At 75.1% G+C, this 24,306-nt stretch carries 24 protein-coding genes; 14 read left to right on the top strand and 10 right to left on the bottom strand.

Features of this window, described 5'->3' with window-relative positions:
- Positions 1-36: 36 nt before the first annotated feature.
- Positions 37-261 carry a DUF3107 domain-containing protein gene (locus ACH443_RS19865; RefSeq protein WP_429762645.1) on the top strand — a complete coding sequence of 75 codons (225 nt, stop codon included), beginning with the start codon at positions 37-39 and terminating at the stop codon, positions 259-261.
- A 45-nt stretch (positions 262-306) separates the two neighbouring features.
- On the opposite strand, the gene ACH443_RS19860 is transcribed toward ACH443_RS19865, so the two are convergent.
- Positions 307-996, bottom strand: coding sequence for a ferritin-like fold-containing protein (locus ACH443_RS19860; RefSeq protein WP_430591285.1), 690 nt, complete (start codon positions 994-996; stop codon positions 307-309).
- 283 nt (positions 997-1,279) lie between these two features.
- On the opposite strand from ACH443_RS19860, the gene ACH443_RS19855 reads away from it, so the two are divergent.
- Together ACH443_RS19855 and ACH443_RS19850 are read left to right on the top strand one after the other, a co-directional pair.
- Positions 1,280-2,953, top strand: coding sequence for a DEAD/DEAH box helicase (locus ACH443_RS19855; protein ID WP_429762647.1), 1,674 nt, complete (start codon positions 1,280-1,282; stop codon positions 2,951-2,953).
- 137 nt (positions 2,954-3,090) lie between these two features.
- On the top strand, positions 3,091-3,387 hold the full coding sequence (locus ACH443_RS19850) for a DUF1905 domain-containing protein (protein ID WP_429762648.1): 297 nt from the start codon (positions 3,091-3,093) through the stop codon (positions 3,385-3,387).
- 7 nt (positions 3,388-3,394) lie between these two features.
- Here ACH443_RS19850 and ACH443_RS19845 read toward each other — a convergent pair whose 3' ends face one another.
- From ACH443_RS19845 to ACH443_RS19830, 4 genes are all read right to left on the bottom strand, one after another.
- Positions 3,395-4,582, bottom strand: coding sequence for a CynX/NimT family MFS transporter (locus ACH443_RS19845; RefSeq protein WP_430591284.1), 1,188 nt, complete (start codon positions 4,580-4,582; stop codon positions 3,395-3,397).
- Complete coding sequence (locus ACH443_RS19840) at positions 4,579-5,355, bottom strand: FadR/GntR family transcriptional regulator (RefSeq protein ID WP_429762650.1); 777 nt, start codon at positions 5,353-5,355, stop codon at positions 4,579-4,581. Before ACH443_RS19840 ends, ACH443_RS19845 begins: the two co-directional genes overlap by 4 nt.
- Positions 5,356-5,420: 65 nt before the next feature.
- On the bottom strand, positions 5,421-6,059 hold the full coding sequence (locus tag ACH443_RS19835) for a MarC family protein (protein ID WP_429728043.1): 639 nt from the start codon (positions 6,057-6,059) through the stop codon (positions 5,421-5,423).
- Between the two features lie 13 nt (positions 6,060-6,072).
- Complete coding sequence (locus tag ACH443_RS19830; RefSeq protein ID WP_429762651.1) at positions 6,073-6,936, bottom strand: PHP domain-containing protein; 864 nt, start codon at positions 6,934-6,936, stop codon at positions 6,073-6,075.
- A 174-nt stretch (positions 6,937-7,110) separates the two neighbouring features.
- Between ACH443_RS19830 and ACH443_RS19825 the strand changes: the two genes are divergently transcribed.
- The 3 genes from ACH443_RS19825 (at position 7,111) to ACH443_RS19815 (ending at position 10,670) form a co-directional block, all read left to right on the top strand.
- On the top strand, positions 7,111-7,965 hold the full coding sequence (locus ACH443_RS19825) for an alpha/beta fold hydrolase (RefSeq protein ID WP_430591283.1): 855 nt from the start codon (positions 7,111-7,113) through the stop codon (positions 7,963-7,965).
- A 58-nt stretch (positions 7,966-8,023) separates the two neighbouring features.
- Positions 8,024-9,583, top strand: a complete 1,560-nt coding sequence (locus tag ACH443_RS19820; RefSeq protein WP_430591282.1) for an aminopeptidase P family protein — start codon at positions 8,024-8,026, stop codon at positions 9,581-9,583.
- 136 nt (positions 9,584-9,719) lie between these two features.
- The gene (locus ACH443_RS19815; RefSeq protein ID WP_430591281.1) at positions 9,720-10,670 is read left to right on the top strand and encodes a hypothetical protein; all 951 of its coding nucleotides are present in this window, start codon (positions 9,720-9,722) and stop codon (positions 10,668-10,670) included.
- 91 nt (positions 10,671-10,761) lie between these two features.
- On the opposite strand, the gene ACH443_RS19810 is transcribed toward ACH443_RS19815, so the two are convergent.
- Complete coding sequence (locus ACH443_RS19810; RefSeq protein ID WP_430591280.1) at positions 10,762-11,616, bottom strand: general stress protein; 855 nt, start codon at positions 11,614-11,616, stop codon at positions 10,762-10,764.
- A 101-nt stretch (positions 11,617-11,717) separates the two neighbouring features.
- Here ACH443_RS19810 and ACH443_RS19805 point away from each other — a divergent pair, with 101 nt between their 5' ends.
- Positions 11,718-12,989, top strand: a complete 1,272-nt coding sequence (locus ACH443_RS19805; RefSeq protein ID WP_429762656.1) for a magnesium transporter MgtE N-terminal domain-containing protein — start codon at positions 11,718-11,720, stop codon at positions 12,987-12,989.
- The gene (locus ACH443_RS19800; RefSeq protein WP_429762657.1) at positions 12,982-13,482 is read left to right on the top strand and encodes a DUF1003 domain-containing protein; all 501 of its coding nucleotides are present in this window, start codon (positions 12,982-12,984) and stop codon (positions 13,480-13,482) included. Before ACH443_RS19805 ends, ACH443_RS19800 begins: the two co-directional genes overlap by 8 nt.
- A 15-nt stretch (positions 13,483-13,497) precedes the next feature.
- On the opposite strand, the gene ACH443_RS19795 is transcribed toward ACH443_RS19800, so the two are convergent.
- Positions 13,498-14,295 carry a maleylpyruvate isomerase N-terminal domain-containing protein gene (locus ACH443_RS19795; RefSeq protein ID WP_430591279.1) on the bottom strand — a complete coding sequence of 266 codons (798 nt, stop codon included), beginning with the start codon at positions 14,293-14,295 and terminating at the stop codon, positions 13,498-13,500.
- Positions 14,296-14,405: 110 nt separating this feature from the next.
- Here ACH443_RS19795 and ACH443_RS19790 point away from each other — a divergent pair, with 110 nt between their 5' ends.
- The 4 genes from ACH443_RS19790 (at position 14,406) to ACH443_RS19775 (ending at position 18,888) form a co-directional block, all read left to right on the top strand.
- Positions 14,406-14,999 carry an AAA family ATPase gene (locus ACH443_RS19790; RefSeq protein WP_430591278.1) on the top strand — a complete coding sequence of 198 codons (594 nt, stop codon included), beginning with the start codon at positions 14,406-14,408 and terminating at the stop codon, positions 14,997-14,999.
- 9 nt (positions 15,000-15,008) lie between these two features.
- Complete coding sequence (locus ACH443_RS19785) at positions 15,009-16,163, top strand: P-loop NTPase (protein WP_430591277.1); 1,155 nt, start codon at positions 15,009-15,011, stop codon at positions 16,161-16,163.
- A 74-nt stretch (positions 16,164-16,237) separates the two neighbouring features.
- The gene (galK, locus tag ACH443_RS19780; RefSeq protein ID WP_430591276.1) at positions 16,238-17,473 is read left to right on the top strand and encodes a galactokinase; all 1,236 of its coding nucleotides are present in this window, start codon (positions 16,238-16,240) and stop codon (positions 17,471-17,473) included.
- 125 nt (positions 17,474-17,598) lie between these two features.
- Complete coding sequence (locus ACH443_RS19775) at positions 17,599-18,888, top strand: alkaline phosphatase (RefSeq protein WP_430591275.1); 1,290 nt, start codon at positions 17,599-17,601, stop codon at positions 18,886-18,888.
- 64 nt (positions 18,889-18,952) lie between these two features.
- Here the strand turns inward: ACH443_RS19775 and ACH443_RS19770 are convergent, their stop codons facing one another.
- Entirely contained in the window at positions 18,953-19,774 is an 822-nt protein-coding gene (locus ACH443_RS19770) for an exodeoxyribonuclease III (protein ID WP_430557909.1), read from the bottom strand.
- A gap of 98 nt (positions 19,775-19,872) precedes the next feature.
- Positions 19,873-20,355: a VOC family protein gene (locus ACH443_RS19765; protein WP_429762664.1), complete on the bottom strand. Its 483-nt coding sequence runs from the start codon at positions 20,353-20,355 to the stop codon at positions 19,873-19,875.
- Positions 20,356-20,479: 124 nt separating this feature from the next.
- On the opposite strand from ACH443_RS19765, the gene wecB reads away from it, so the two are divergent.
- The gene (gene wecB / locus ACH443_RS19760; protein WP_430591274.1) at positions 20,480-21,895 is read left to right on the top strand and encodes a non-hydrolyzing UDP-N-acetylglucosamine 2-epimerase; all 1,416 of its coding nucleotides are present in this window, start codon (positions 20,480-20,482) and stop codon (positions 21,893-21,895) included.
- Complete coding sequence (locus ACH443_RS19755; RefSeq protein WP_430591273.1) at positions 21,892-23,313, top strand: glycosyltransferase family 2 protein; 1,422 nt, start codon at positions 21,892-21,894, stop codon at positions 23,311-23,313. Before wecB ends, ACH443_RS19755 begins: the two co-directional genes overlap by 4 nt.
- Before the next feature lie 3 nt (positions 23,314-23,316).
- Here ACH443_RS19755 and ACH443_RS19750 read toward each other — a convergent pair whose 3' ends face one another.
- Positions 23,317-24,180, bottom strand: a complete 864-nt coding sequence (locus ACH443_RS19750) for a polyphosphate kinase 2 family protein (RefSeq protein ID WP_430557912.1) — start codon at positions 24,178-24,180, stop codon at positions 23,317-23,319.
- Positions 24,181-24,306: the final 126 nt, after the last annotated feature.

The following is a 24,306-nucleotide window of genomic DNA, read 5'->3' as shown; positions in this document are numbered from 1 at the left end:
GCCGGCACGACCGGCGCGGCTCGCGAAGGAGACAACGTGGAGATCACGATCGGTGTGCAGAACCTGGCCCGCGAGCTGGTCGTCGAGACCGACCAGACGGCGGAGGACGTGACCGCCGCGGTGCGCAGCGCGATCGCCGACGGGGGGCTCCTGGAGCTCACCGACTCGCGGGGGCGCACCATCCTCGTGCCGACCGCCACGATCGGCTACGTCGAGGTGGGCGCCACCGAGCAGGCCCGGGTGGGCTTCGGCGCCCTCTGACCGTCGGCGCGGCGTCGGCGCGGCGTCGGTCGGCGTCGGTCGGCGTCAGGCGGCGAGGCCGAGGCGGTCCATCCGGCGCGTGTGCTCGGCGGTGAGCCGCGAGACGAGCCACGCCTGCGCGGACGCGCCGCCATCGTCGCTGGCCGCCCGCGCGCGGGCGGCCAGCGCGGCCAGCGGCGGGTGCGCCGCGAGCAGCACGGGGACGAGGCCCAGCGCCTCGCCGACGACGCGGCGCCCCCACAGCGCCAGGCGCGAGGCGAGCACGCCGTCCGCCGCGGCGGCCCCCGCCAGCACGGCGGTCGCGGGGTCGTCGGGGCGGGGCTCGCCCACGGCGGCCACGAAGCCTGCCGCGCCGCCGGGCAGGCCCGCGGCGAGCTCGCGGCACAGGTCCTGCGCGACACCGAGCCCCACGACGCTCTTGAGCAGGCCCTCGGCCCAGCCCGACGGCGTCGTGCGGGCGTCGAAGTCGGCCAGCGCACCGTCGAACGGGGCCATCGTCGCGGCCGCGCCGGCGCCCCCCGAGCCCTCGGGCCCCGGGGCGTCGACAAGATCGAGCAGCCGCTCCTGACGGCTCAGCGCCTCCCCCGCCGCCGTCGCCAGCGTCTGACGGGCGACAAGGTCGGGGGCGTCCACCGACCGGGCCGCGAGCAGCCCGAACGCCGCCAGCTCCGTGTAGGCCGCGAGCCCGACCAGCGTCGTCAGGGCGGGGTCCGGGATGCTCTGCTGCTCGCTCACGCGCCTCAGGATAGAGGCGACCGGCCACGTCACACCCCGACCCGGCACCCGTCGCGTACCATGGGCGTGTACTTCGGTTGCCCGGTCGTCACGCCATGGGTCTCAATCCACTGACTCGACCGCAGCGGCCCGGCGGGATCCCTGCCGAGCCTGAGCGACGTTCTTCCGCGATCGGCTGCCGACCACCTCGGCGCTCCTTGCGACCCGAACACGGCCCGTCGCCGGATCTCCGGCCCGATCGGGAGCCCGGTTCGCGCGCGCCGACGAGCAGACGAAGGTACCCGTGACCACGACCGAACCCGCCGCCACCGCGGCCCCCACGGCGCCCGCCACCGGCGAGCCCGACTACTCCACCCCCGCCGCCATCCAGGCGCAGGACGTCTCCTTCGCGGACTTCGGGGTGCGCCCCGAGATCGTCGAGGCCCTGCGCGAGTCCGGCATCACCCACCCGTTCCCCATCCAGGCGATGACGCTGCCGGTGGCCCTGCAGGGTCACGACATCATCGGCCAGGCCAAGACCGGCACGGGCAAGACCCTCGGCTTCGGCGTTCCGCTGCTGCACCGCGTCGTCGCGCCCGGCGAGCCCGGCTACGACGAGCTGCCCGCTCCCGGCAAGCCGCAGGCGATCGTCGTCGCGCCGACCCGCGAGCTCGCGGTGCAGGTCGCGAACGACCTCGCCACCGCCTCGAAGAAGCGCTCCGTGCGCATCGCGCAGATCTACGGCGGGCGCGCGTACGAGCCGCAGATCGAGATGCTGAACAGCGGCGTGGAGGTCGTCGTCGGCACGCCGGGCCGCATGGTCGACCTGCTCAACCAGGGCCACCTCAACCTCACCCGCGCGGCCACGGTCGTGCTGGACGAGGCCGACGAGATGCTCGACCTGGGCTTCCTGCCGGACGTCGAGAAGATCCTCGCCCGCACGCCCGCGGTGCGGCACACCATGCTGTTCAGCGCGACGATGCCCGGCCCGGTGGTCTCGATGGCCCGCCGCTACATGTCGCAGCCCACGCACATCCGCGCGGCCGAGCCGGACGACGACGGCGCGACCGTGAAGAACACGCGCCAGGTCGTCTACCGCGCGCACGCGCTGGACAAGGTCGAGGTGCTCGCCCGCCTGCTGCAGGCCGAGGGCCGCGGGCGGACCATCGTGTTCGCCCGGACCAAGCGCACCGCGGCGAAGGTGTCCGACGAGCTGCGCGACCGCGGCTTCGCGGCCGGCGCCATCCACGGCGACCTCGGCCAGGGCGCGCGCGAGCAGGCCCTGCGCGCGTTCCGGCACGGCCACATCGACGTCCTCGTCGCGACGGACGTCGCGGCGCGCGGCATCGACGTCGACGACGTCACGCACGTCGTCAACTACCAGTGTCCCGAGGACGAGCGCACCTACCTGCACCGCATCGGCCGCACCGGCCGCGCGGGCAAGCAGGGCACCGCGGTGACGTTCGTCGACTGGGACGACGTGCCCCGGTGGCAGCTCATCGACCGCACGCTGAACCTCGGGTTCCCGGAGCCGGTCGAGACGTACTCGAGCTCGCCGCACCTCTTCTCCGACCTGGGCATCCCCGAGGGCACCAAGGGCCGCCTGCCGAAGAGCAAGCAGCAGCTGGGCGGCCTGGAGGCCGAGGAGCTCGAGGACCTCGGCGAGACGGGCAAGCGCACCAGCTCCTCCGGCGGCCAGCGCGACGGCCACCGCGGCGGTCGTGACGGAGGCCGGGACGGTCGTCGCGACGGCGGCTCGCGCGGCGGCCGCGGCGCCTCGCGCTCCGGCCAGGGCTCGCGCTCCGGCCAGGGCTCGGCGGACGGCGCGGGCGAGCGCTCCGAGGCGGCAGCGTCCGGTGCGGGCGAGCAGCGCGACGGCGAGCAGCGCCGTCGTCGCAGCCGCAACCGCCGTCGCACCCGCGGAGGCCGCCCGGTCGAGGGCGGCTCCTCCGCCCCGCAGGCCCCGTCGGAGGGCTGACCCCCACCACGGCACCCGGCGCGCATCGAGCGTGCTGACGTGCTCCTCGACGCCCCGTTCGAGGAGCACGTCAGCACGCTCGATCCATGTCCGGGGCAGTCCGGAGCATGTCCGGGGCGGGTCGTAGCGTGGCCGGCATGCGCCTGACGTTCTCCGCCCCGCTGTGGCAGTGGCAGGTCCGCACGGACTCGTGGTGGTTCGTCACGGTGCCGCCGGAGGAGTCCGACACCCTCGCCGAGCTTCCCCTGCCGCCGCGCGGCTTCGGGTCGATCAAGGTCACCGTCACCGTCGGCGCCACGACCTGGTCGACGTCGGTGTTCCCCAGCGACGAGCAGCGGGGCTACGTGCTGCCGATGAAGAAGGCGGTACGCGTGGCCGAGGGCCTCGAGCCGGGCGCGACCGTGCACGTCACGCTCGAGCCCGTGGGCCTCTGAGCGCGCGTCAGCGGACGATCTCGTCCCGCCCGGCGAACCAGGCCGCCACACCCTGCACCAACGACGCCACGACGAGCAGCACCAGCGGCGCGGTCCACGATCCGGTGGCGTCGTGGGCCACGCCGAGGCCGAGCGGGCCGCAGGCGGCCAGCACGTAGCCCGCGCTCTGCGCCATGCCCGACAGCTCGGACGTGCGCGCGGCGTTCTCGGTGCGCAGGGCCATGAGGGTCAGCGCCAGGCTGATGCCGCCCCCCTGGCCGAGGCCGAGCAGCACGACCCACAGCACGGCGGCGTCGGGCGCGAGGATCAGGCCGACCAGGCCGGTGGTGATGAGCGCGACGATGACGACGCCGATCCCCCGCTGCCGCCGCATGCGGCCCGCGAGCACGGGCGTGACGAACGAGCCGACGATGCCGAGCAGGTTGGTCAGCGCGAGCAGCCAGCCGCCCACCGCGACGCTCCGGCCCGCGGCGACGAAGATCTCCGGCAGCCACGCGTTCACAGCGTAGAACGACAGCGACTGCGTGCCCATCAGCACGGTGACTGCCCAGGCCAGCGGGCTGCGCCACACCGACCGCACGGCGTCGGCGGGGGTGGCGCCCGGCGGCCGGAGGGTGGCGACCACGCCGGTCGAGCGCAGCGCGCGCGGCGCCCAGACGACGGCGCCGAGCACGGCGAGCAGCCCCCACGACGCGAGCGCGGCGCGCCAGTCCATGCCGGTGGCCGTGGCGATCGGCACGGTGAGGCCGGCGGCGAGCGCCGCGCCGCCCGACAGGGCCATGGAGTACAACCCGGTCATGAGGCCGACCCGGTCGGCGAAGTCGCGCTTGATCAGGGCGGGCAGCAGCACGTTGCCGAGCCCGATCGCGGAGCCCACGGCGAGCGTGCCCACCAGCAGCGGGGCGATCCCGGGCACGAGCCGCAGCGCGAAGCCGAGGCACAGCACCACGAGGCTGCCGAACAGGGCGCGCTCCAGGCCGACGCGGCGGGCCAGCCCGGGCGCCACGGGGGCGAGGAGCCCGAAGCAGAGGACGGGCAGCGTCGTGAGGACGCCGCCGGCGGTGGCGCTGAGCCCCTCCTCCGCGAGGATCTCGCCCAGCAGGGGCGAGACGGCGACGACACCGGGGCGGAGGTTGAGCGCGGCGAGGACGATGGCGACGACGGCCCCCGCCCCGAGCGGGCGACGGAGGCTCACGCGTCCACCTCCGTCGTCGTGCCGGACGACGGCGCCGCCGTGGCGTCAGCCCGGTCGACGAGATGGGCATGGACCGCGGCCATCGTGGCCTCGACCGCGCGCTCGGCGGCGTCGGGGTCCCCGGCGGCGACGGCGTCGACGACCTCGCGGTGGCCGGGCACGTCGCGGTGGTGCCGGCCGTGGGCGTCGGTGGCGAGGGTCCGGACGAGCACGTGGTCGATGCCGTCGTAGAGCTCGGCGAGCAGGGCGTTCCCGGCGGAGCGCACGAGCTCGGCGTGGAAGGCGACGTCGGCGGCCCGGAAGTCGTCCTCGCCGCCCTCGCGGGCAGCGGCCTCCTGCCGGTCGAGCGCCGTCCGCAGCGCGGCGAGGGCGCCGTCGCCGTGCCCGCCCGCGGCGACCCGGCCGGCGGCGACGCGCGCGGCCCCGCGCTCGAGCACGGAGCGCACCTCGAGCACCTGCAGCGCGTCGGAGGTCCGCGCCCGGCGCCCGATGGCGGCGTCCAGGCCGCTGGCGGCGCGCACGTAGGTGCCGTCGCCGCGCCGCGGCTCGAGGATGCCGGCGTGCTCCAGGGCACGCACGGCCTCGCGGACCGTGTTGCGCCCGACGCCGAGCTGGGCGACGAGCTCGGGCTCGGCGGGGATGCGGGACCCGACGGGCCACTCCCCCCGTTCGACGAGGTCGGTCAGGTGCTCGACGACGAGCTCGGAGACCTTGCGGGGCGGGGAGATCGGCGACGTCATGGGCGTGGTCGGGGGCACGACGGGCTCGGACACCCAAAGACCCTAACATCCCATGTTTACGATCGCGGGGGTCCGGCCGGACGGCCGCACCCCGGGCGCTACTGCGCCATCTTGACGAACTCGGTGACCGCCGTGGCGATCTGCTGCACCGCGATCGCGGCCAGCAGCAGGCCCGCGATGCGCGTCACCAGCGTGACGCCCGACTCCCGCAGCACCCGGTGGATGACGTTCGCGAACCGCATCGACAGGTACAGGCACACGTGCACCAGCACGATCGCCACCGCGATGGCGATCAGCTGCGGCGCGCCGCCGTCGTCCGACACCCGGGTCTGCTGGACGAACACCATCGTCGCGACGATCGCGCCCGGCCCCGCCAGCAGCGGCGTGCCCAGCGGCACGAGCGCCACGTTGACGCCCTTGTTGCCCGACGGCGACGGCTCCTCCATCTTGCCCGTGAGCAGCTCCATCGCGATGAGGAGCAGCAGCAGACCCCCGGAGGCCTGCAGCGCCGGCAGCGTGATGCCCATGTAGTGCAGCACCTGCTGGCCGAACAGCGCGAAGACCACGATGACGCCGAACGCGACGAGGATCGCCTGGCGCGCGGCGCGGTTGCGCTGCTTGGCCCCCATCGCCGACGTCAGCCCCAGGAACACGGGCACCGTGCCGGGCGGGTCCATGATGACGAACAGGGTGACGAACACCTCGGTGAACAGCGCGGTGTCCAGCACCGCGCTCACCGTCGCACCGCGCTCATGGTCGGATCACGTCCAGCAGACCTCGTTCCTCTATCCGTGCGAGCACCTCGGGAGCGGTCGTGCGCTCCCCGATGCGGTTGAGCTTCCCCGTGCCGTGGTAGTCGCTGGAGCCCGTGACGAGCAGCCCCAGCTCCCCCGCCAGGCCGCGCAGCCGGTCGCGGGTGGCCGCGTCGTGGTCGCGGTGGTCCACCTCGAGCCCGGCGAGGCCCGCCGCGGCGAGCGCCGCGATCGTCTCCTCGCTCACGGTGCGGCCGCGCGCCCCGGCGCCCGGGTGCGCCATGACGGGCACCCCGCCCGCGCCCAGCACCGCCCGCACCGCGGCGTCCGTGTCCGGGGCGTAGTGCGGCACGTAGTAGCGCGCGCCCGGGTGCAGCATCGTGGCGAACGCCTCGTCCCGCGACGCCACGACGCCCGCCGCGACCAGCGCGTCCGCGAGGTGCGGGCGGCCCACCGTCGCGTCGTCGCCCGTCTGCGCGACGACGTCGTCCCACGTCAGCGGGAAGTCCTCCGCGAGCCGCTCGGTCATGCGCCGGGCCCGCGTGAGGCGGTCGTCGCGGGTGCGGTCGCACTCGGCGCGCAGGACGGCGTCCTCGGGGTCGTGCAGGTAGGACAGGAGGTGCACGCTGATGCTGCCGCCCTCGGTCGTGACGCGCGTGGAGATCTCGGTGCCGCGCACCAGCGCCACGCCGGTCGTCACGACGGCGTCGGCGGCCTCGGCCCAGCCGGCGGTCGTGTCGTGGTCGGTGAGGGCGACGACGTCCAGCCCGGCACCGGCAGCCGCCTCGAGCACGCCGCGCGGGGAGTCCGTGCCGTCGGAGGCCCGCGAGTGGGCGTGGAGGTCGATCCGGGGCGGCGTCACGATCACCGATTCTAGGGAGCGCCACGCGGCCGCACGCCCGAAACGGCCTCCGCGCGGTGCGACGTCGGACACTCGCGCCGCCCCGGCCCCGTGAAGGAATGGGCACAACCTCTCCACCCCGCCCGCCGTCGCCTCCCCCCACACGCCCCGACCGGCAGGGCAGCATCGTTCGCGATGAACCTCCCCAGCACCGATGCCACCCCTGCCCCCGCCGTGCCCGCCGCGCTCGGAACCGTCCTCGGCGCCGACCCCGCACCGCCGCGTGCCGGGATCGTCTTCGTGCACGGCATGCGCACGTCGTCGGCCATCTGGGAGCGGCAGGTGGAGCACGTGCGCGACGCCGGGCACGACGCCGTCGCCGTCGACCTGCCCGCGCACGGCGCGCTCCACCGGGAGAGGTTCTCCATGCCCCGCGCGTTCGAGGTGCTCGACGAGGCGGCCGGGTCGTTCGGCGCCGGCCGGCCCGTCGTCGTCGTGGGCCTCTCGCTCGGCGGGTACACGTCGCTCGCGTGGGCGGCGCACCAGGCGACCGCCGGCGCCGGTTCGCCGCTCGCCGGCGTCGTCGCGGCGGGCTGCTCGTCCGACCCCAAGGGCAAGCCCGTGGCGCTGTTCCGCGACGTCGCGCACCTCGCCGTCACCGGCACGACGGCGGTGCGGCGCGGACTGCGCGACGCCGGTCTCGCCTGGCGCTCGGCACTCACCGGCGGCCGGTCGCGCGCCGGCGGGCTCGAGGTCGCGGCGCTCCTGGGCGACACCGTCCCGCGGCCGGGCTGGGACATCGTCACCGACGCGCTCACGCACCTCGCCGGCCGCTCGTCGGTGGCCAGCACGCGGGCCCTGCGCGTGCCCGTGTGGTTCGTCAACGGCGCGCGAGACCGGATGCGGCTCGAGGAGTCGCGGCACGTGGCGGCCGCCGAGCGGGGCGCGCTCGTCGTGGTCCCGGACGCCGGCCACGACGTCAACTCCGACGCCCCCGCCGCCTTCAACCAGGTGCTCACGCGGGCGCTGCACGTCTTCGCGCGCGCCTGACCGGCCCCGTCGCCGGGGGCGGGGCCGGGCCCTCCGCGCGGGTGGGACACTGGGAACCATGACCGACACCACCCCCGTCGACGAGACCGCGCCCACCGCCCCCGCGAGCACCGAGGAACACGGCAGCAACCGTTCCCAGCGCCCCGTCTCGGAGGCGTTCAAGTCGTTCATCACCTCGCAGTGGGGCGAGCGCGCCGACCTCGGCGTCGAGCCCGGCGAGGCCGTGCCGTACACGGCCGAGCGCCGCGCGAAGCTGTCCGCCCGCTTCCCTGGCGCCCGCCTCGTGGTCCCTGCCGGGCCGCTCAAGGTGCGCTCCAACGACACCGACTACCGGTTCCGCCCGCACTCCGCGTTCGCGCACCTCACGGGCCTCGGCACCGACCAGGAGCCCGACGCCGTGCTCGTGCTCCACCCCGTGGCCGACGGCGAGGGCGACCCCGACGGCAGCGGCAACGGCACCCACCACCACGCCGTGCTGTACGTGCGCCCGCTCGCGGCCCGCGACACCGAGGAGTTCTACGCCGACTCCCGCTACGGCGAGTTCTGGGTGGGCGCGCGGCCCTCGCTCGACGACGTCACGACGCTCACCGGCGTCGAGGCCCGCCACGTCGACGAGCTGCGCGACGCGCTGGCCAAGGACGTCGGCGCCGATGGCGTGCGCGTGCTGGTCGTGACCGGTGCGGACGAGAGCATCGAGACGCTCGTCGAGGCCATCCGCGAGGAGGCCGGCGTCGAGGCGGAGGCGGACGACGAGTCCCTCGTCGAGGCGACGTCGGAGATCCGCCTGGTGAAGGACGCGCTCGAGCTGGAGCACCTGCGCGAGGCCGTGGCCCGCACCATCGAGGGCTTCGAGCAGGTCGTGCCGGCGCTGCCCCAGGCCGTCGCGCACCGCCGCGGAGAGCGCGTCATCGAGACGACGTTCGACGCGCACGCCCGCCTCGAGGGCAACACCGTCGGCTACGAGACCATCGCCGCCGCCGGCGAGCACGCCACCACGCTGCACTGGATCACCAACGACGGCGTGGTCCGCACCGGCGAGCTCGTGCTGCTCGACGCCGGCGTCGAGGTCGACTCCCTCTACACCGCCGACATCACGCGCACCCTGCCCGTGGACGGCGAGTTCACCGACGTCCAGCGCCGCATCTACACCGCCGTGCTCGACGCCGCCGACGCCGCGTTCGCCGTCGCGAAGCCCGGCACGAAGTTCCGCGACATCCACGCCGCCGCGATGGAGGTCATCGCCGCCCGCCTCGAGGAGTGGGGCCTGCTGCCCGACGGCGTCACCGCCGAGGTGTCCCTCTCCACCGAGGGCCAGCAGCACCGCCGCTGGATGGTGCACGGCACCAGCCACCACCTCGGCCTGGACGTGCACGACTGCGCGCAGGCGCGCCGCGAGCTCTACCTGGACGGCGTGCTCGAGCCCGGCATGGTCTTCACCATCGAGCCGGGGCTGTACTTCAAGGCCGACGACCTCGCCGTGCCCGAGGAGTACCGCGGCATCGGCGTGCGCATCGAGGACGACGTGCTGGTCACCACCGACGGCAACGAGAACCTGTCCGCCGCCCTCCCCCGCCGCCCCGAGGACGTCGAGGCCTGGATGGCGCGCCTGCGCGGCTGATCCCGCTCGTCCGTTCGGCAGCGGGTGGATCTCTTCGGCACGTGAGCATGCCGAAGAGATCCATCTGCTGCCGAACGGACGGCGACCGTTCACAGGCCGCCGCCGGACGGCGGGACGCTGCGGCACGCTCGTCCGCATGATCGACGACGAGCCGGTGATTCTCGCGGGCGAGCTCCAGCGCCACGTGCTGGACCAGGCGCGGCGCGCCGGTGACCTCGAGCGGCTGCGTCGCGGCGCATACCGCACGGTCGAGGAGCCCCGCGACGAGCACCGGCTCCAGACGGCACGACGCCGCGCCCGTGCGCTCGCCGCGGCCGCTCATCGCCAGCTCGACGCGGACCACGTCTTCAGCCACGAGACTGCCGCCCTGCTCCACGGTCTCCGGCTGTGGCGGGTCCCCGCCGTGACGCACGTCGTGCAGGCGTACCGCCGGTCAGGGGGCGCGGCTGCGGACCTCGCCCGGCACCTGAGCACGGTGCCCCCCGCACACCGCGTGGACCAGGTCGGCCTGCCCGTCACGACCCTCTCGCGCACGGTGGCGGACTGTGCCCGATCGATGCATCCCCTCGAAGGCCTGGTGATCGCCGACCACGCCCTGGCACGGGGCGTCGACCTCGACGAGTGCCGTGCCGCGCTCGGGGTCACGCGCCGGCGCAACGGCACGCGCCGGGCAAGGTGGGTCCTGGACCATGCGGACGCCGGCGCCGACTCCGCGTGGGAGACCTGGCTCCGGTACCTGGCGCTGCGATCCGGCCTGCCCCGGCCGATCACCCAGGCGCCGATCACCACCGCACGCGGCGTCTTCCACTGCGACCTCGGCTGGCCGGACTGGTCCGTGTACGCGGAGTTCGACGGACTGCTGAAGTACCGCGACGGCGGCGTGCGGCCCGGCCACGACGCCGCCCAGGAGCTCCTGCGGGAGAAGGAGCGCTTTGATGCCATCCGTGCGACCGGCATCAACCCCGTGCGGGTGACGGCCGTCGGCCCCTCCCGCCTCGGCGAGGTCGCCCGAGCTCTGACCGCACGCTTCCCGGAGGAGCTCCGACGGACGCTCCGGCAGCACCCGCTGCTGCCGGCACCGCCGTGAGCGTGGGTTCAGTTCGGCAGCGCATCGATCTCTTCGGCAGGCCGACGTGTCGACCAGATGAAGGGGCTGCCGAACTGATGGGCAGGGCGACTCAGGGCTGCGGCGGGCGGTACGGGTCGTCGTGCTCCGGCGCCTTCGGCTGCTCCGGGTCGCCCTCCTGCTGCTGCCGGGGCTCCGTCTGGTGGGTGCCCGGCGGGGGGCCCTGCGGCTCCGTGTCCTGCGGCGCGGGGCTCTGGGGCGCAGCGCTCTGCACCGCGGGATTCTGGGGCTCCGGCGAAGGGGCCTGCTCCCCGGCGGGCCGCATCGCGCCGTACCGCGGGGCCCCGCTGGGGGTGGTCCAGCGGGGATCGGGCGTGCGCGGCGCGGCGGGAGCCACGGGCGCGGACGGCGCGGCCGGCGCGCCGACGGTGGGCGACCCCACCGGCGGGGTGGCGGTGGCCGCACCACGACGCGCCTTGCCGAGCCCGCCCGGGGACTCCCGGAGCATGGACCGGGCCTCGCCGGCCTGCTCGGCGGCGCAGAGGATGGCGTAGGTCGACGCGACGATCTGCGACGACGACGTGAAGTCCCGACGCCCGCCGGTCAGCGCGTAGGACAGCACCGAGAACAGGAGGCCGAAGCCGGCACCCAGGCCGATGCCGACGAGCAGCACGCCGCCCATGCCGGCACCGCCGAAGAGGCTGAGCAGCAGGCCGACGAAGAAGCCGAACCACGCACCCGACAGGGCGCCCGCGAGCGCGACGCGGCCGTACGAGAGCCGCCCGGTGACGCGCTCGACCATGCGCAGGTCGGTGCCGACGATGGTGACGTGCTCGACGGCGAACTTGTGGTCCGACAGGTAGTCGACGGCCTGCTGGGCCTCGAGGTACGTGTCGTACGCGGCGACCTCGTCGCCCGCCGGGAGGGTCGGGACGCGGGGCACGGCGTTCGGGCGGCTGAAGCTCATCCGCCCAGTCTGGCCCAGTCGCGGGCCCCGCACCACCACACCACCCGCGCCGCACGCCCGCTACCAGGCCCGACGGGCCCGCCCCGCGTAGGCTGACCGACGTGAGCGCGGCAACCAGGGTCTTCATGGCACGCCTCGCCGGCACCCAGGTCTTCGACCCGATCGGTGACGAGGTGGGGCGCGTGCGCGACGCCGTCGTGCTGGTCCGCGCCAAGGGCGCGCCCCGTGCGGTAGGGCTGGTCGTCGAGGTCCCCGGCCGGCGACGCGTCTTCCTCCCGCTGACGCGGGTCACCGCGATCGACGCGGGCCAGGTGATCTCCACCGGCCTGCTCAACATGCGCCGGTTCGAGCAGCGCGCCATGGAGTCGCTGGTGCTGGGCGAGCTGCTGGACCGGACCGTGCGTTTCACGGACGGCTCCGGCGAGGCCACGGTCGAGGACCTGTCCATCACGCGCCAGCGCACGGGCGACTGGTTGGTGGACCAGCTCTTCGTGCGCCGCAAGCAACCCGCCCGCGGGCTGTCGCTGCGCCGGCGCGGGGAGACGCTCGTCGTCCCGGTGACCGCCGTCACCGGGCTGGCCGGCTCCACCGAGGAGCAGGGGGCCACGAAGCTGCTGGAGGCGTACGAGGACCTCCGCCCGGCGGACCTGGCGGACGTGCTGCACGAGCTGGGCGACACCCGGCGCCTCGAGGTGGCGAGCGCGCTCGACGACGAGCGCCTGGCCGACGTGCTCGAGGAGCTGCCGGAGGACGACCAGGTCGCCATCGTGTCCCGCCTGGACTCCGACCGTGCCGCGGACGTCCTCGAGGCCATGCAGCCCGACGACGCCGCCGACCTGCTCAACGAGCTGCCCGACGAGCAGGCGGCCCGCCTCCTGGAGCTCATGGAGCCGGAGGAGGCGAAGGACGTGCGCCGCCTGCTGTCCTACGACGAGGACACGGCCGGCGGTCTCATGACCACCGAGCCGGTGATCCTCGGCCCGGAGACCTCGATCGCGACCGCGCTGGCGCAGATCCGCAAGCAGGACCTGCCGCCGGCGCTGGCGTCGATGGTGTTCGTGGTGCGGCCGCCGCTGGAGACGCCCACGGGCCGTTTCCTCGGCGTCGCGCACTTCCAGCGGCTCCTGCGCGAGCCCCCGCACGCGTCGGTCGGGTCGGTGCTGGACACGGACACGGAGTGGCTGACGCCGGACGCGCCGGTGGGCCGGGTGACCCGCCTGCTCGCGGCCTACGACCTGCTCGCGCTGCCCGTCCTCGACGGCGAGAAGCGGCTGCTCGGCGCGGTCTCCGTGGACGACGTGCTCGACCACATCCTCCCGGACGACTGGCGCGAGCACGTCGACGAGAACCTCGAGGAGGTGCCGCGTGGCTGACCGCCTCGACCAGCCGAAGGAGGCCCGCCGCACCCTCATCCCCCGGCCGCAGATGGACCAGGACGCGGTGGGCCGCGCCACGGAGGGCATCGCCCGCTTCCTGGGCACGCCGCGCTTCCTCATCTACCTGACGGTGTTCTGCGCGCTGTGGCTGGCGTGGAACTCCTGGGGCCCGGAGGCGCTGCGGTTCGACTCCGCGTCGAACGGGTTCACCGCGCTGACCCTCGTGCTGTCGCTGCAGGCGAGCTACGCCGCGCCGCTCATCCTGCTCGCGCAGAACCGGCAGGACGACCGCGACCGCGTCACCGCGGAGCAGGACCGGCAGCGCGCGGAGCGCAACCTCGCCGACACGGAGTACCTGGCCCGGGAGATGGCGGCGCTGCGGATCGCGCTGGGCGAGGTCGCGACGCGCGACTTCGTCCGCTCCGAGATCAGGAACCTGCTCGAGGAGCTGGACGAGAAGGAGTCGGGGCGAGGCCGGGACGCCTCCTGACGCGGGACGCCGCCCTCACTGCATGGCGTCGGCGGCGGCGGCGCGCAGCGCCTCGACGGCCGCGGCGTCGCCGGTGACCCGGAGCGACTCGGCCGTACCACGCCCCCACAGCCACAGGTCGAGGTCGGCGGCGGCGCCCGCGACGACGCCGGCGGGCTCGCCGTCGGGATGGACCAGGCGCCCGCCGGGCACGTCGTACTCCCGGCCGGACTCCGGCCCGGTCCCCCGCACGCGCCCGAGCTCCACGTCCCAGCGCCGGGGCGCCTCGCCGGGGGCGTCCACGACGACGGCGACGGCGCCGCCCGCCGGCGTGAAGGTCGTCCAGCCCGGGTGCCCGCCGAGCAGGACGTCGAGCACCTCGTCCACGCCGTCGGCCGCGATCTCGGGGTCGAGCGGCGTGACCCCGCGGCCCGCCGCCTGCTCGGCGTCGACGCGGTGCACGAGCGCCTCGTGCTGCTGGCGGCGGGTCACCCACCCGACGGTGTGACCGTCGGGGTGCCAGGACCAGCACGGCTCGCGCGGGTCGCGGCCCGCGAGCGCCGCGACGAGGTGCGCCGTCGCGTCGTGCAGCAGCGCGGCGAGGGCGGCGTCGCCCGCGGGCCGCTCGGGCGGGACGACGTCGCCTGCCTGCAGGCCGGTCCCCGGTTCGCGGCCCACCACGGACGCCCAGAAGGACTGCACCGACGCGACGTGGAAGCCCAGGTCGTCGGCGGTCCACCCCGGGCAGGCCGGCACCTCGGCGTCGGCGGGGGCGGCGTGCACGGCCGCCACGAGCAGTACCGAGTCCCGAGCCAGGGAGGCCATCGCATCCATGCAGGTCAACGTAGCCCCGAGCACCCTGCGCCGCGCGACGCCGTGCCGTCCGTGCGGCCCGGTATCCTCCCGTTCGCGGGGCTCGGACGGCGGCCGGAGGAGGCGACGGCATGGCGCGACAGGTGGTGCTGGTCAACGGGCTGCCCAGGTCGGGCAAGTCGACGCTGGCAGGCCCGCTCGCGGCGCGCCTCGGCGCGCCGTGGCTGAGCAAGGACGCCGTCAAGGAGGCCCTGGCCGACGCCGTCCGGCCGGGCGCGCCGTCCCTGGCCGCGACCTCCGTCGTCGGGGCGCCCGTCGTCGGGGCGGCGGCGATGGAGGCGGTGTGGCGCCTGGCCGCGGCGCCGCTGCCGCGCGTCGTCGTCGAGTCGTGGTGGTTCCGGCCGCGCGACCTGGACCACGCGCTGCGCGGGCTCGCGACCGCGGGCGCGGACGCCGTCGTCGAGGTGTGGTGCGACGTGCCGCCCGACGTCGCGCGCGGACGCTACGAGTCCCGCCCGGGCCGCCACCCGGTGCACGCCGACGACCGGGACCTGACGGCCGAGTGGGCGGCCTGGTCCGCCGGGGCGGCGCCGCTCGCGCTCGGCCCGGTGGTGCGGCAGGACACGACCCGCCCGGTGGACGTCGGCGCGCTGGCCCTCCGGGTCACGACGGCGCTGTCCGGCCGTGACCCACGACGCACCGGTGCCGCCGCCCGCCGCGCCTAGGATCGAGGCATGACCACCGGCTCCCCCGACGGCCCCGCACCGCTGACCGACCGCGTCCGCACCGCCCTGACGTCGGTGGTCGACCCGGAGATCCGCCGGCCCATCACGGACCTGGGCATGGTCCGCTCGGTGGACGTGGCCGAGGACGGCCGCGTCACGGTGGGCGTGGACCTCACGGTGGCCGGCTGCCCCATGAAGGGCACGCTGGTGCGCGACGTCACCGCCGCGGTCGAGGCGCTCGACGAGGTGACCGGCGTGGACGTGCAGCTCGGCGTCATGACCCCGGAGCAGCGGCAGTCGCTGCGCTCGCAGCTGCGCGGCGGCGCGGGCGACCCCGTGATCCCGTTCGCCCAGCCCGGCTCGCTCACCAAGGTGTACGCGATCGCGTCCGGCAAGGGCGGCGTGGGCAAGTCGAGCGTGACGGCGAACCTCGCGGCCGCGATGGCGGCCGACGGGCTGAACGTCGGCGTCGTGGACGCCGACATCTACGGCTTCTCGATCCCCCGCATGCTCGGCGTGGACCGCCAGCCCACCCGCGTGGACTCGATGCTGCTGCCCCCGATCGAGCACGGCGTGAAGGTCGTGTCGATCGGGATGTTCGTGCCCGAGGGGCAGCCGGTCGTGTGGCGCGGGCCGATGCTGCACCGCGCGCTGGAGCAGTTCCTCGCGGACGTGTTCTGGGGCGACCTGGACGTGCTGCTGCTCGACCTGCCGCCCGGCACCGGCGACATCGCCATCTCGGTGGCGCAGCTGCTGCCCGGCAGCGAGATCGTCGTCGTGACGACGCCGCAGGCCGCAGCGGCGGAGGTCGCGGAGCGCGCCGGGTCGATCGCCACCCAGACGTCGCAGGGCGTCGTCGGCGTGGTGGAGAACATGTCCTGGCTCGAGCAGCCGGACGGGTCGCGGCTCGAGGTGTTCGGTTCCGGCGGCGGCCGGCGGGTCGCGGACCGGCTGGGCGCCACGCTCGGCACGCCGGTGCCGCTGCTGGGCCAGGTGCCGCTCGACGTCGCGGTCCGCGCGGCCGGCGACGACGGCACGCCCGTGGTGCTCAGCGACCCGGACTCCGCCGGGGCGCGCGTGCTGCGCGACGTCGCCCGATCCCTGGCCGCCCGGTCGCGCGGCCTCGCGGGCATGCGGCTGAACCTCAGCCCCGTCCAGGGCTGACGCACGGTAGCCTCGCCCGGGCGCCCCGCCGGCGCCACCACCCGGTCCACCCCTGCGAAGGAGCTGTCCCCGCCATGAGCACGCCCGAGTGGCTCGAGTCCTGGTCCGACGACGAGGGGGCCCGCCGCGTCCGCGACCTGTTCGCCCGGGTCTTCGGCGACGGCGCGCCCGACGGCGTCTGGTCCGCCCCGGGCCGGGTCAACCTCATCGGCGAGCACACCGACTACAACGGCGGCCTCGCGCTGCCGACCGCGCTGCCGCACCGCACGTACGTCGCGCTGCGGCACCGGGACGACGACGTCGTGCGCCTCGGGTCGGCGCAGGCGCCCGGCGAGCTCTGGACGGCGCGGCTGGCCGACGTCGCGCCGGGCGCGGTGACGGGCTGGGGCGCGTACGTCGCGGGCGTCGCGTGGGCGCTCGCCCAGGACGGCCACCCGGTGCGCGGCTTCGACGCCGTCGTCGACTCGTGCGTGCCGTTCGGAGCGGGGCTGTCGTCGTCGGCCGCGCTGGAGTGCGCCGTCGCCGTAGCCTTCGACGAGACGGGCGACCTCGGGCTCGCGGCGGACGACGAGGGCCGCGCGGCCCTCGTCACGGCCTGCGTGCGCGCGGAGAACGAGATCGCCGGCGCCCCGACGGGCGGCATGGACCAGGCCGCGTCGCTGCGCGCCACCGCGGGGCACGCGCTGCTCGTCGACTCGCGGCCCGGCCTGTCCGCGCTGGAGTCCGGCACGCCCGTGCCGTTCGACCTGGCGGCCGCGGGCCTCACGCTGCTCGTCGTGGACACCCGCGCGGAGCACGCGCTCGTCGACGGCCAGTACGCCGAGCGCCGGGCGACCTGCGAGCGCGCGGCCGCGCTGCTCGGCGTCGAGACCCTGCGTGACGTCGACCCGGCCCGCCTGGACGAGACGCTCGCCGCTCTCGGGCCGCACGACCCCGACGGGGTCCTGGCCCGCCGGGTGCGGCACGTGGTCACCGAGATCGACCGCACGGCGCGGTTCCGCGACCTCGTCGCGGCGGGGCGTGCGGACGAGGTCGGGCCGCTGATGGTCGCGTCCCACACGTCGCTGCGGGACGACTACGAGGTCTCCGCCCGCGAGCTGGACCTCGTCGTCGACGCCGCGCTGGCCGCGGGCGCGCTCGGCGCGCGCATGACGGGCGGCGGCTTCGGCGGCTCGGCGATCGCGCTGGTACGCGCGGACGCCGTCGACACGGTCGCCGCGGCCGTGCAGGACGCGTTCGACGCCGCCGGGCTACGGGCGCCGGGATTCCTCCTCGCGCCGCCGTCGGCGCCGGCGGGCCGCACCGCCTGACCGGGCCGCCTGACCGCGCGCGACCTGCGGTTCCTCCCCCCGGATGCCGGTGACGCGGGCACCTGCCTACGGTGCGGGGGCGCGGCGGCACGACGTCGCCGGGCTCGATCGTTCGAGGAGGAGCGATGGCAGCACGCACCACGATGCGCCGCGTCGGAGCGGCGGCGCTCACGGCAGTGGTCGCCGCAGGGACGGCCGTCGGCGCGACGGCCGGCGGTGACGACCGCGGGCGCGGCGGGCACGACGGACGGCACGACAGGGACCGGGCGCGGAACGTCATCGTGCTCCAGGGCGACGGCATGGGCCTGGCGGCCCGGGAGCTGATCCGTCTGGCGACCGTGGGCAAGGACGGCCACCTCGTCATGGACTCGCTCGACGAGGCCGGCTGGACCGCGACCGACTCCGCCGATCCCGAGGACGCGGTGACCGACTCGGCCGCCGGCGCGACCGCGTTCGCCACCGGGGTGCGGACGTTCAACGGCGCCGTGGGCGTCGACGTCGACGGCGACCCGGTCCCCACCCTGCTCGAGGACGCGAGGCGCGCCGGCAAGGCCACCGGCCTCGTCTCGACGGCGCAGGTCACCGACGCGAGCCCCGCCGCGTTCGGGGCGCACGTCACCGACCGGTACGACCAGAGCGAGATCGCGCGGCAGTACCTGGAGGAGTCCCGCCCCGACGTCCTGCTGGGCGGGGGCGAGGACTTCTGGTACCCCGAGGGCGAGCCCGGGGCGTGGCCCGACAACCCCACCGAGGACCCGGAGGAGCAGAGCAAGGGCACGAAGGGCAACCTCGTCGAGCGGGCGCAGGAGCTCGGGTACACCTACGTGAGCGACGCGGACGGCCTCGCCGACGCGGACGGCCGCAAGCTGCTCGGGCTGTTCGCGAACGAGGAGATGTTCCAGCAGGCGAACGAGGGCGAGGGCGACGTCTACTCCCCCGAGGTGCCGCTGGTCGACATGGCCGCCAAGGCGCTCGACGTGCTCCAGCGCGACCGCGACGGCTTCTTCCTGTTCCTCGAGGAGGAGGCGATCGACGAGTTCGCCCACCAGAGCAACGCGACGCGCACCATCGAGGCGGGCCGGTCCCTCGACGAGACCGTCGCCCTCGCCCTCGACTTCCAGAAGAAGCACCGCGACACGCTGGTGCTCGTCGTCGGCGACCACGCCACGGGCGGCCTCGCGATCGAGAACGTCGACCCCGAGGACGAGTCCGGTGAGGGCCAGACCGCCGAGGACGGCCCCTTCCCCGTCCCGGGGACGGACGTCGAGTTCACCGTCGACTGGACCACCGGCGGGCACACGGGCGAGGCCACGCCGATCACCGCGCAGGGGCCGGGCGCCGAGCGGCTCTCCGGGCCGCAGCTCAACACCGACGTGCACGACGCCGTGCAGCGGGCGATGTTCCCCCGGAGGTAGCCCGTCGGTCGAGCCCGTCGAGACCCGGACCGTGGTCTCGACAGGCTCGACCGGCGGCGCCGGGCTACAGGTCGTACGTGACGACGACGGCGGCGTGGTCGGACCAACGCTCCTCGTAGGTGGGCGCACGGTCGACCTCGACCTTGACGGCGCGCGGCGCCAGCGCGGCGTTGGCGAGCTGGTAGTCGATGCGCCACCCGCGGTCGTTGACGTACGACTGCCCGCGCCACGACCACCAGGTGTAGGGCCCGGGGCCCTCGCCGCCGTGCGCGCGCCCGAGGTCGGCCCAGCCGAGCTCGTCGAGCCACCGGTCGACGTACGCCCGCTCCTGCGGCAGGAAGCCCGCGCTCTTGAGGTTGCCCTTCCAGTTCGCGATGTCCTCGTTCCGGTGGGCGATGTTGAGGTCCCCGGCGACGACCGCGGGGTGCTCGGCCGCGGCGAGCTCGGCCAGGCGCGCGGTGACCTTGTCGAGGTGCGCGTACTTGGCCGCCATCGTGTGCTCCTGGCCCGGGGCGTTGGACCCGGAGTGCAGGTAGGCGGAGACGACGGTGAGCAGGCCGCCGTCCGGCAGCTCGACGTCCGCCTCCACCCAGCGGCCGGTATCCACGGGCGGCTCGGACTCGCCGTCCGGTCCGTGGGCGGCGAGGCCGACCCGGACCGCGTGCAGCGGCAGGCGCGACGCGACGGCCACGCCCGCGCGGCCCTTGAGATCGCTGGGCAGGTGGGCGACGTGCCAGCCCTCGAGGTACTCGTGGACCAGCTCGTCGGGCGCGCGGACCTCCTGCAGCAGCAGGATGTCGGGGGTGCGGGCGGCGATCCAGGCGTCCATGTTGCGGCGGAAGGCGGCACGGATGCCGTTGACGTTGGCGGTGGCGACGGTCAGCACGCCGGCCATTTGATCACACGGCGCCATCGACCTTCGGTCGAGCCCGCAACCCCGTCACGGGATGCCGACACCTCCAGCGGCCGCGAGCGTCGGGTGCGTCACTCCCCGCGGTAGGCGGCCTCCAGCCCGGCGACGTCGATCTTGCCCATCTTCAGCATCGCGTTCATGGTGCGCAGGTTCGCCTCGGTCGAGTAGTCGCCGGACAGCTCCTCGAGCTGCTTCGGGATCACCTGCCAGGAGATGCCGAACTTGTCCTTGCACCAGCCGCAGGGCCCCGGCTCGCCGCCCTCGGACGTGAGCACGTCCCAGTACCGGTCCACCTCCTCCTGCGAGTCCACGCGCAGGTAGAAGCTGAACGCCTCGTTCAGCGTGAACTCGGGGCCCGCGTTCAGGCCGGTCACAGGAAGCCCGGCTACCGTGAACTCGACGACGAACGGTTCGCCGGCGGCCGCCCCCGGCACCCCCTCGGGCGACGTGAGCACCGACTCCACCGACGACCCCGGGATGTGCTCGGCGTAGAAAGCCGCCGCCTCGTGCGCGCGGTTGTTCCCGAACCACAGGTGCGTGCGTGCGGTCACCATGGCCGCTCCCTCCTGACGGGCACCGTCCCCTCGCGGCCGGTGCAGCACCCTTCCGACCCGCGGGCGAACCGGAACTCATCGGTGTCGGCGCACCACCGCCACCCCGCTCGACGAAGGTAGAGACATGCCGCTTCCCGTCAGCCCCGAGATCCTGGTCGTGCTGGGCACCCGCCCGGAGGCGATCAAGCTGTTCCCGCTGATCCAGCGCCTGCAGGACCACCCGCGCCTGCGCCCGGTCGTCGTCACGACCGGGCAGCACAAGGAGCTCGTGGACTACGTGCTGCAGGAGGCCGGGTGCGAGATCGCCGGCGACCTCGGCGTGGGCCGCCCGGGGCTGACGCTCAACCAGCTCTCGTCGTCGGTGATCGCCGGGCTGGACGAGTTCGTCGCCGGCCGGTACGGGCCGCCGCCCGAGCGGATCACCGGGCGCGTCCGCGAGGACCACTACCCCGCGGCCTGCATCGTGCACGGCGACACCTCCAGCGCGGCGGCCGCCGCCGTCGCCGCGTTCCACCTGCGCATCCCGGTGGTCCACGTCGAGGCCGGGCTGCGGACCGGCACGACGCTCTCGCCGTTCCCCGAGGAGCTCAACCGCCAGCTCGTCGCGCGCATCGCCTCCTTCCACGCGGCCCCCACGCGCAGCAACGTGCAGAACCTCGTGCGCGAGGGCGTCGACATCGGGCGCACGTTCGTCACCGGCAACACCGGCATCGACGCGCTGCAGTGGGCCGCCGCGCGCGAGGTGCCCTACGGGCGGCCCGAGCTGGCGTGGCTGGAGGACGACGCGACGTCGCGCGTCGTCACCGTCACCGCGCACCGCCGCGAGAACTGGGGCGAGGGCATCGCGAGCATCGCTCGGGCCGTCCACCGGCTCGCGGACGCCCACCCGGGCGTCCGCTTCGTCGTGCCGGTGCACCCGAACCCCCGGGTCGCGCAGACCGTGCGCGACGAGCTCGGCGACGTCGACGCCGTGACCCTCACGGCGCCCATGGAGTACCACACGTTCGCCCGCCTGCTCGCTCGCTCGACCCTGGTGATCACCGACTCCGGCGGCATCCAGGAGGAGGCGCCGGCGCTCGGCGTCCCGGTGCTCGTCGCCCGCACCACCACCGAGCGCACCGAGGGCGTCGAGGCGGGCACCCTCGAGCTCGTCGGCACCGACGCCGACACGATCGTCGACGCCGCCACCCGGGTGCTCACCGACCCGGCGGCGCACGCCGCGTTCTCGCGGCAGCCCAACCCGTACGGGGACGGGCGCTCCGCCGAGCGCATCGTCGACGCCCTGGAGCACCTGGTCTTCAACTCCCCCGTGCCCCGCACGTCGGGCCCCGGCTTCGTGCGCGCCCAGGTGCTGGAGTGGGCCGGGTTCCACCGCACCGACGCCGTCGACGGGCCGGAGTTCGTGCGCGAGCCCAGCCCGGTGGACCGCGTCCCGCAGGACCTCGAGGACGTCGTCATCGCCCCGAGGTCGACGGTCGACCCGTACGACGCCCCGCCCGGCACGTCGTCCGGCGCCGCGCCCGAGCGGGCCGCCGAGTGACCGGCCTGGCGACGACGGCCGCGACCACCGTGGCCACGACGGCGCCGTGGTGGGACCCGTACCGCGGCATGCCGGCGGGCGTGCAGGTGCTCATGTGGTTCCTGCTCGCCCTGACACTGGTCACGTTCTGCGTGATCGTCTGGCTCGTCGTCCGCGCGTGGTTCGAGCGCCGGCGCCAGCGCGAGGCCGTCGAGTCCGCGCACGAGGAGGACTACCTGTGGGTCTTCGTCGTGCCCGCGCTCAACGAGGAGGTGACGATCGCCGACAGCGTGGGCCGCCTCGTCGCCGTCGAGGCCACGCACAAGGCGATCGTCGTCATCGACGACGGCTCGGACGACCGCACGCCCGAGGTCCTCGCCGAGCTGCGGGCCCGGGTGCCCGAGCTCCAGGTGCTGCGCCGCGAGCTGCCGAACGCCCGCGTGGGCAAGTCCGCGGGTCTCGACGACGCGTGGGAGTTCGTCCACGACGAGGTCCTCACCGGGCGGTACGCCCGCTGGCCGACGACGCGCGTCGTCGTCGGCGTCGTGGATGCCGACGGGCGCATCCCCGCCGACGCGCCGCGGGCGCTGGCCGGCGCGTTCACCGACGAGCGGGTGGGCGGCGTGCAGGCCCTGGTGCGCATCTACAACCGCCGGCACTACCTCACCTGGGGCCAGGACGTGGAGTTCGGCGTCATGGCGTACGTCTACCAGCTCGGGCGGTCGGCGTGGGGCACGGCGAACATGGGCGGCAACGGGCAGTACGTGCGGCTCGCGGCGCTGGACGACGTCGTCGTCACGGAGAACCTGCCGCCGGGGATCGAGCGCGGCCCGTGGCGCGACCGCCTCACCGAGGACCAGGACATCGGCGTGCGGCTGGTCCGTGCCGGCTGGCGCGGTCGCCAGACGGTCCTGACGACCGTCGACCAGCAGGGCGTGACGAGCATGCGCCGCCTGGTCAAGCAGCGCGTGCGCTGGGCACAGGGGAACTGGCAGGCGTTCGGCCTGCTGCGGGGCGCGCTGCGGGCGCCGGTGTCGGTCGGGGCCCGCGTCGACCACCTCGCCTACCTGCTGATGCCGCTGCTGCAGCTCCTCATGGGGCTCGGCCTGGTGCTGTCGCTGGCGTTCTGGCTGTTCGGCGACGTCCCGTTCGTCTCCGGGTGGTGGCCGTCGCTGGTGTTCTTCGCGACGATCGCCCTGGTGCCGAGCTTCCTGTCCCTGCTCATGACCGACGAGCCGGGGCGGCACCCGCTGCTGCGGGCGGTGTTCGGGCTGATCCCGTACATGCTCTACACCTGGCTGCTGTGGCCGGTCGTCACGGTGGCGCTGGTCCGCGAGCTCGCCGGGCGGCGCACGTGGACCAAGACCGACCGCGAGCCGCTCGACGCCAACCTGCCCGACGACGTCGAGCAGGCGGCCGGGCCGGCCCCGGCGGGCTGAGCGTCACGACGCCGCGAGGCGCGCCTTCTCGTGCTCGACGTCGAACGTCGCGGCGGGCCACTGCGGGTCGATGTCCTCGAGCGCGTCCAGCAGCAGCGCCTGCACGGCGAGGCGGGCGTACCACTTGGCGTTCGCGGGGACGACGTACCAGGGCGCGTGGTCGGTGGAGGTGCGCTCGAAGACGGCCTGGAAGGCCTCCATGTAGCGGGGCCACTCCAGGCGCTCGTCGACGTCGCCGGGGTTGTACTTCCAGTGCTTGTCGGGGCGCTCGAGGCGCTCGCCGAGCCGCGCCTTCTGCTCCTCGGGCGAGATGTGCAGCATCACCTTGACGATGCGGGTGCCGCGCGCGACGAGCTCGGACTCGAACGCGTTGATCGCACCGTACCGCCGCTCGATCTCCTCCGGGGGCGCGAGCTCGCGCACCCTCCCGATGAGCACGTCCTCGTAGTGCGAGCGATCGAAGACGCCGATGTACCCGGCCTCGGGGACCTCCTTCTCGACCCGCCAGAGGAAGTCGTGCGCCAGCTCCTGCGGCGTCGGCTTCTTGAACGCCACGAGGTGCACGCCCTGCGGGTCCGTGGCGCCGATGACGTGGCGCACGATCCCGCCCTTGCCCGCCGAGTCCATCGCCTGCAGCACGAGCAGCACGGCCGGCGCGGACGGGTCCTCGCGGCTCTGGGCGTACAGGCGCTCCTGCAGCTCGTCGAGCTCCTGCTCGCCGGCGAGCAGGTCGGCCGCTCCGTCCTTCTTCTTCCCGTCGTACCCGGGCTTCGCGTCCGGGTCGACGTCCGCGAGGCGGAACCCCGGCCCCACCCTCAGGAGCTCGCCCGGCTCGCCCGACCACCCACGCTGGCTTCTCGCGACCATGGGTCCCATGATGCGCCGAGATAGAGAAGCGGGGCCCCCCCGCGAGGGGGGGGGGGGGGGGGGCGGGGGCCGGGGGGGGGGGGCGGGGGCGGCCCGCGCGGGGGGGGGGGGGGGGGGGGTTGGGGG

Source organism: Isoptericola sp. NPDC019571 (assembly GCF_044389385.1).
GTDB classification, from domain to species: domain Bacteria; phylum Actinomycetota; class Actinomycetes; order Actinomycetales; family Cellulomonadaceae; genus Isoptericola; species Isoptericola nanjingensis.
Note: the sequence above shows the minus strand (reverse complement) of the source record. Positions and strands in the feature narration are given on the sequence as shown.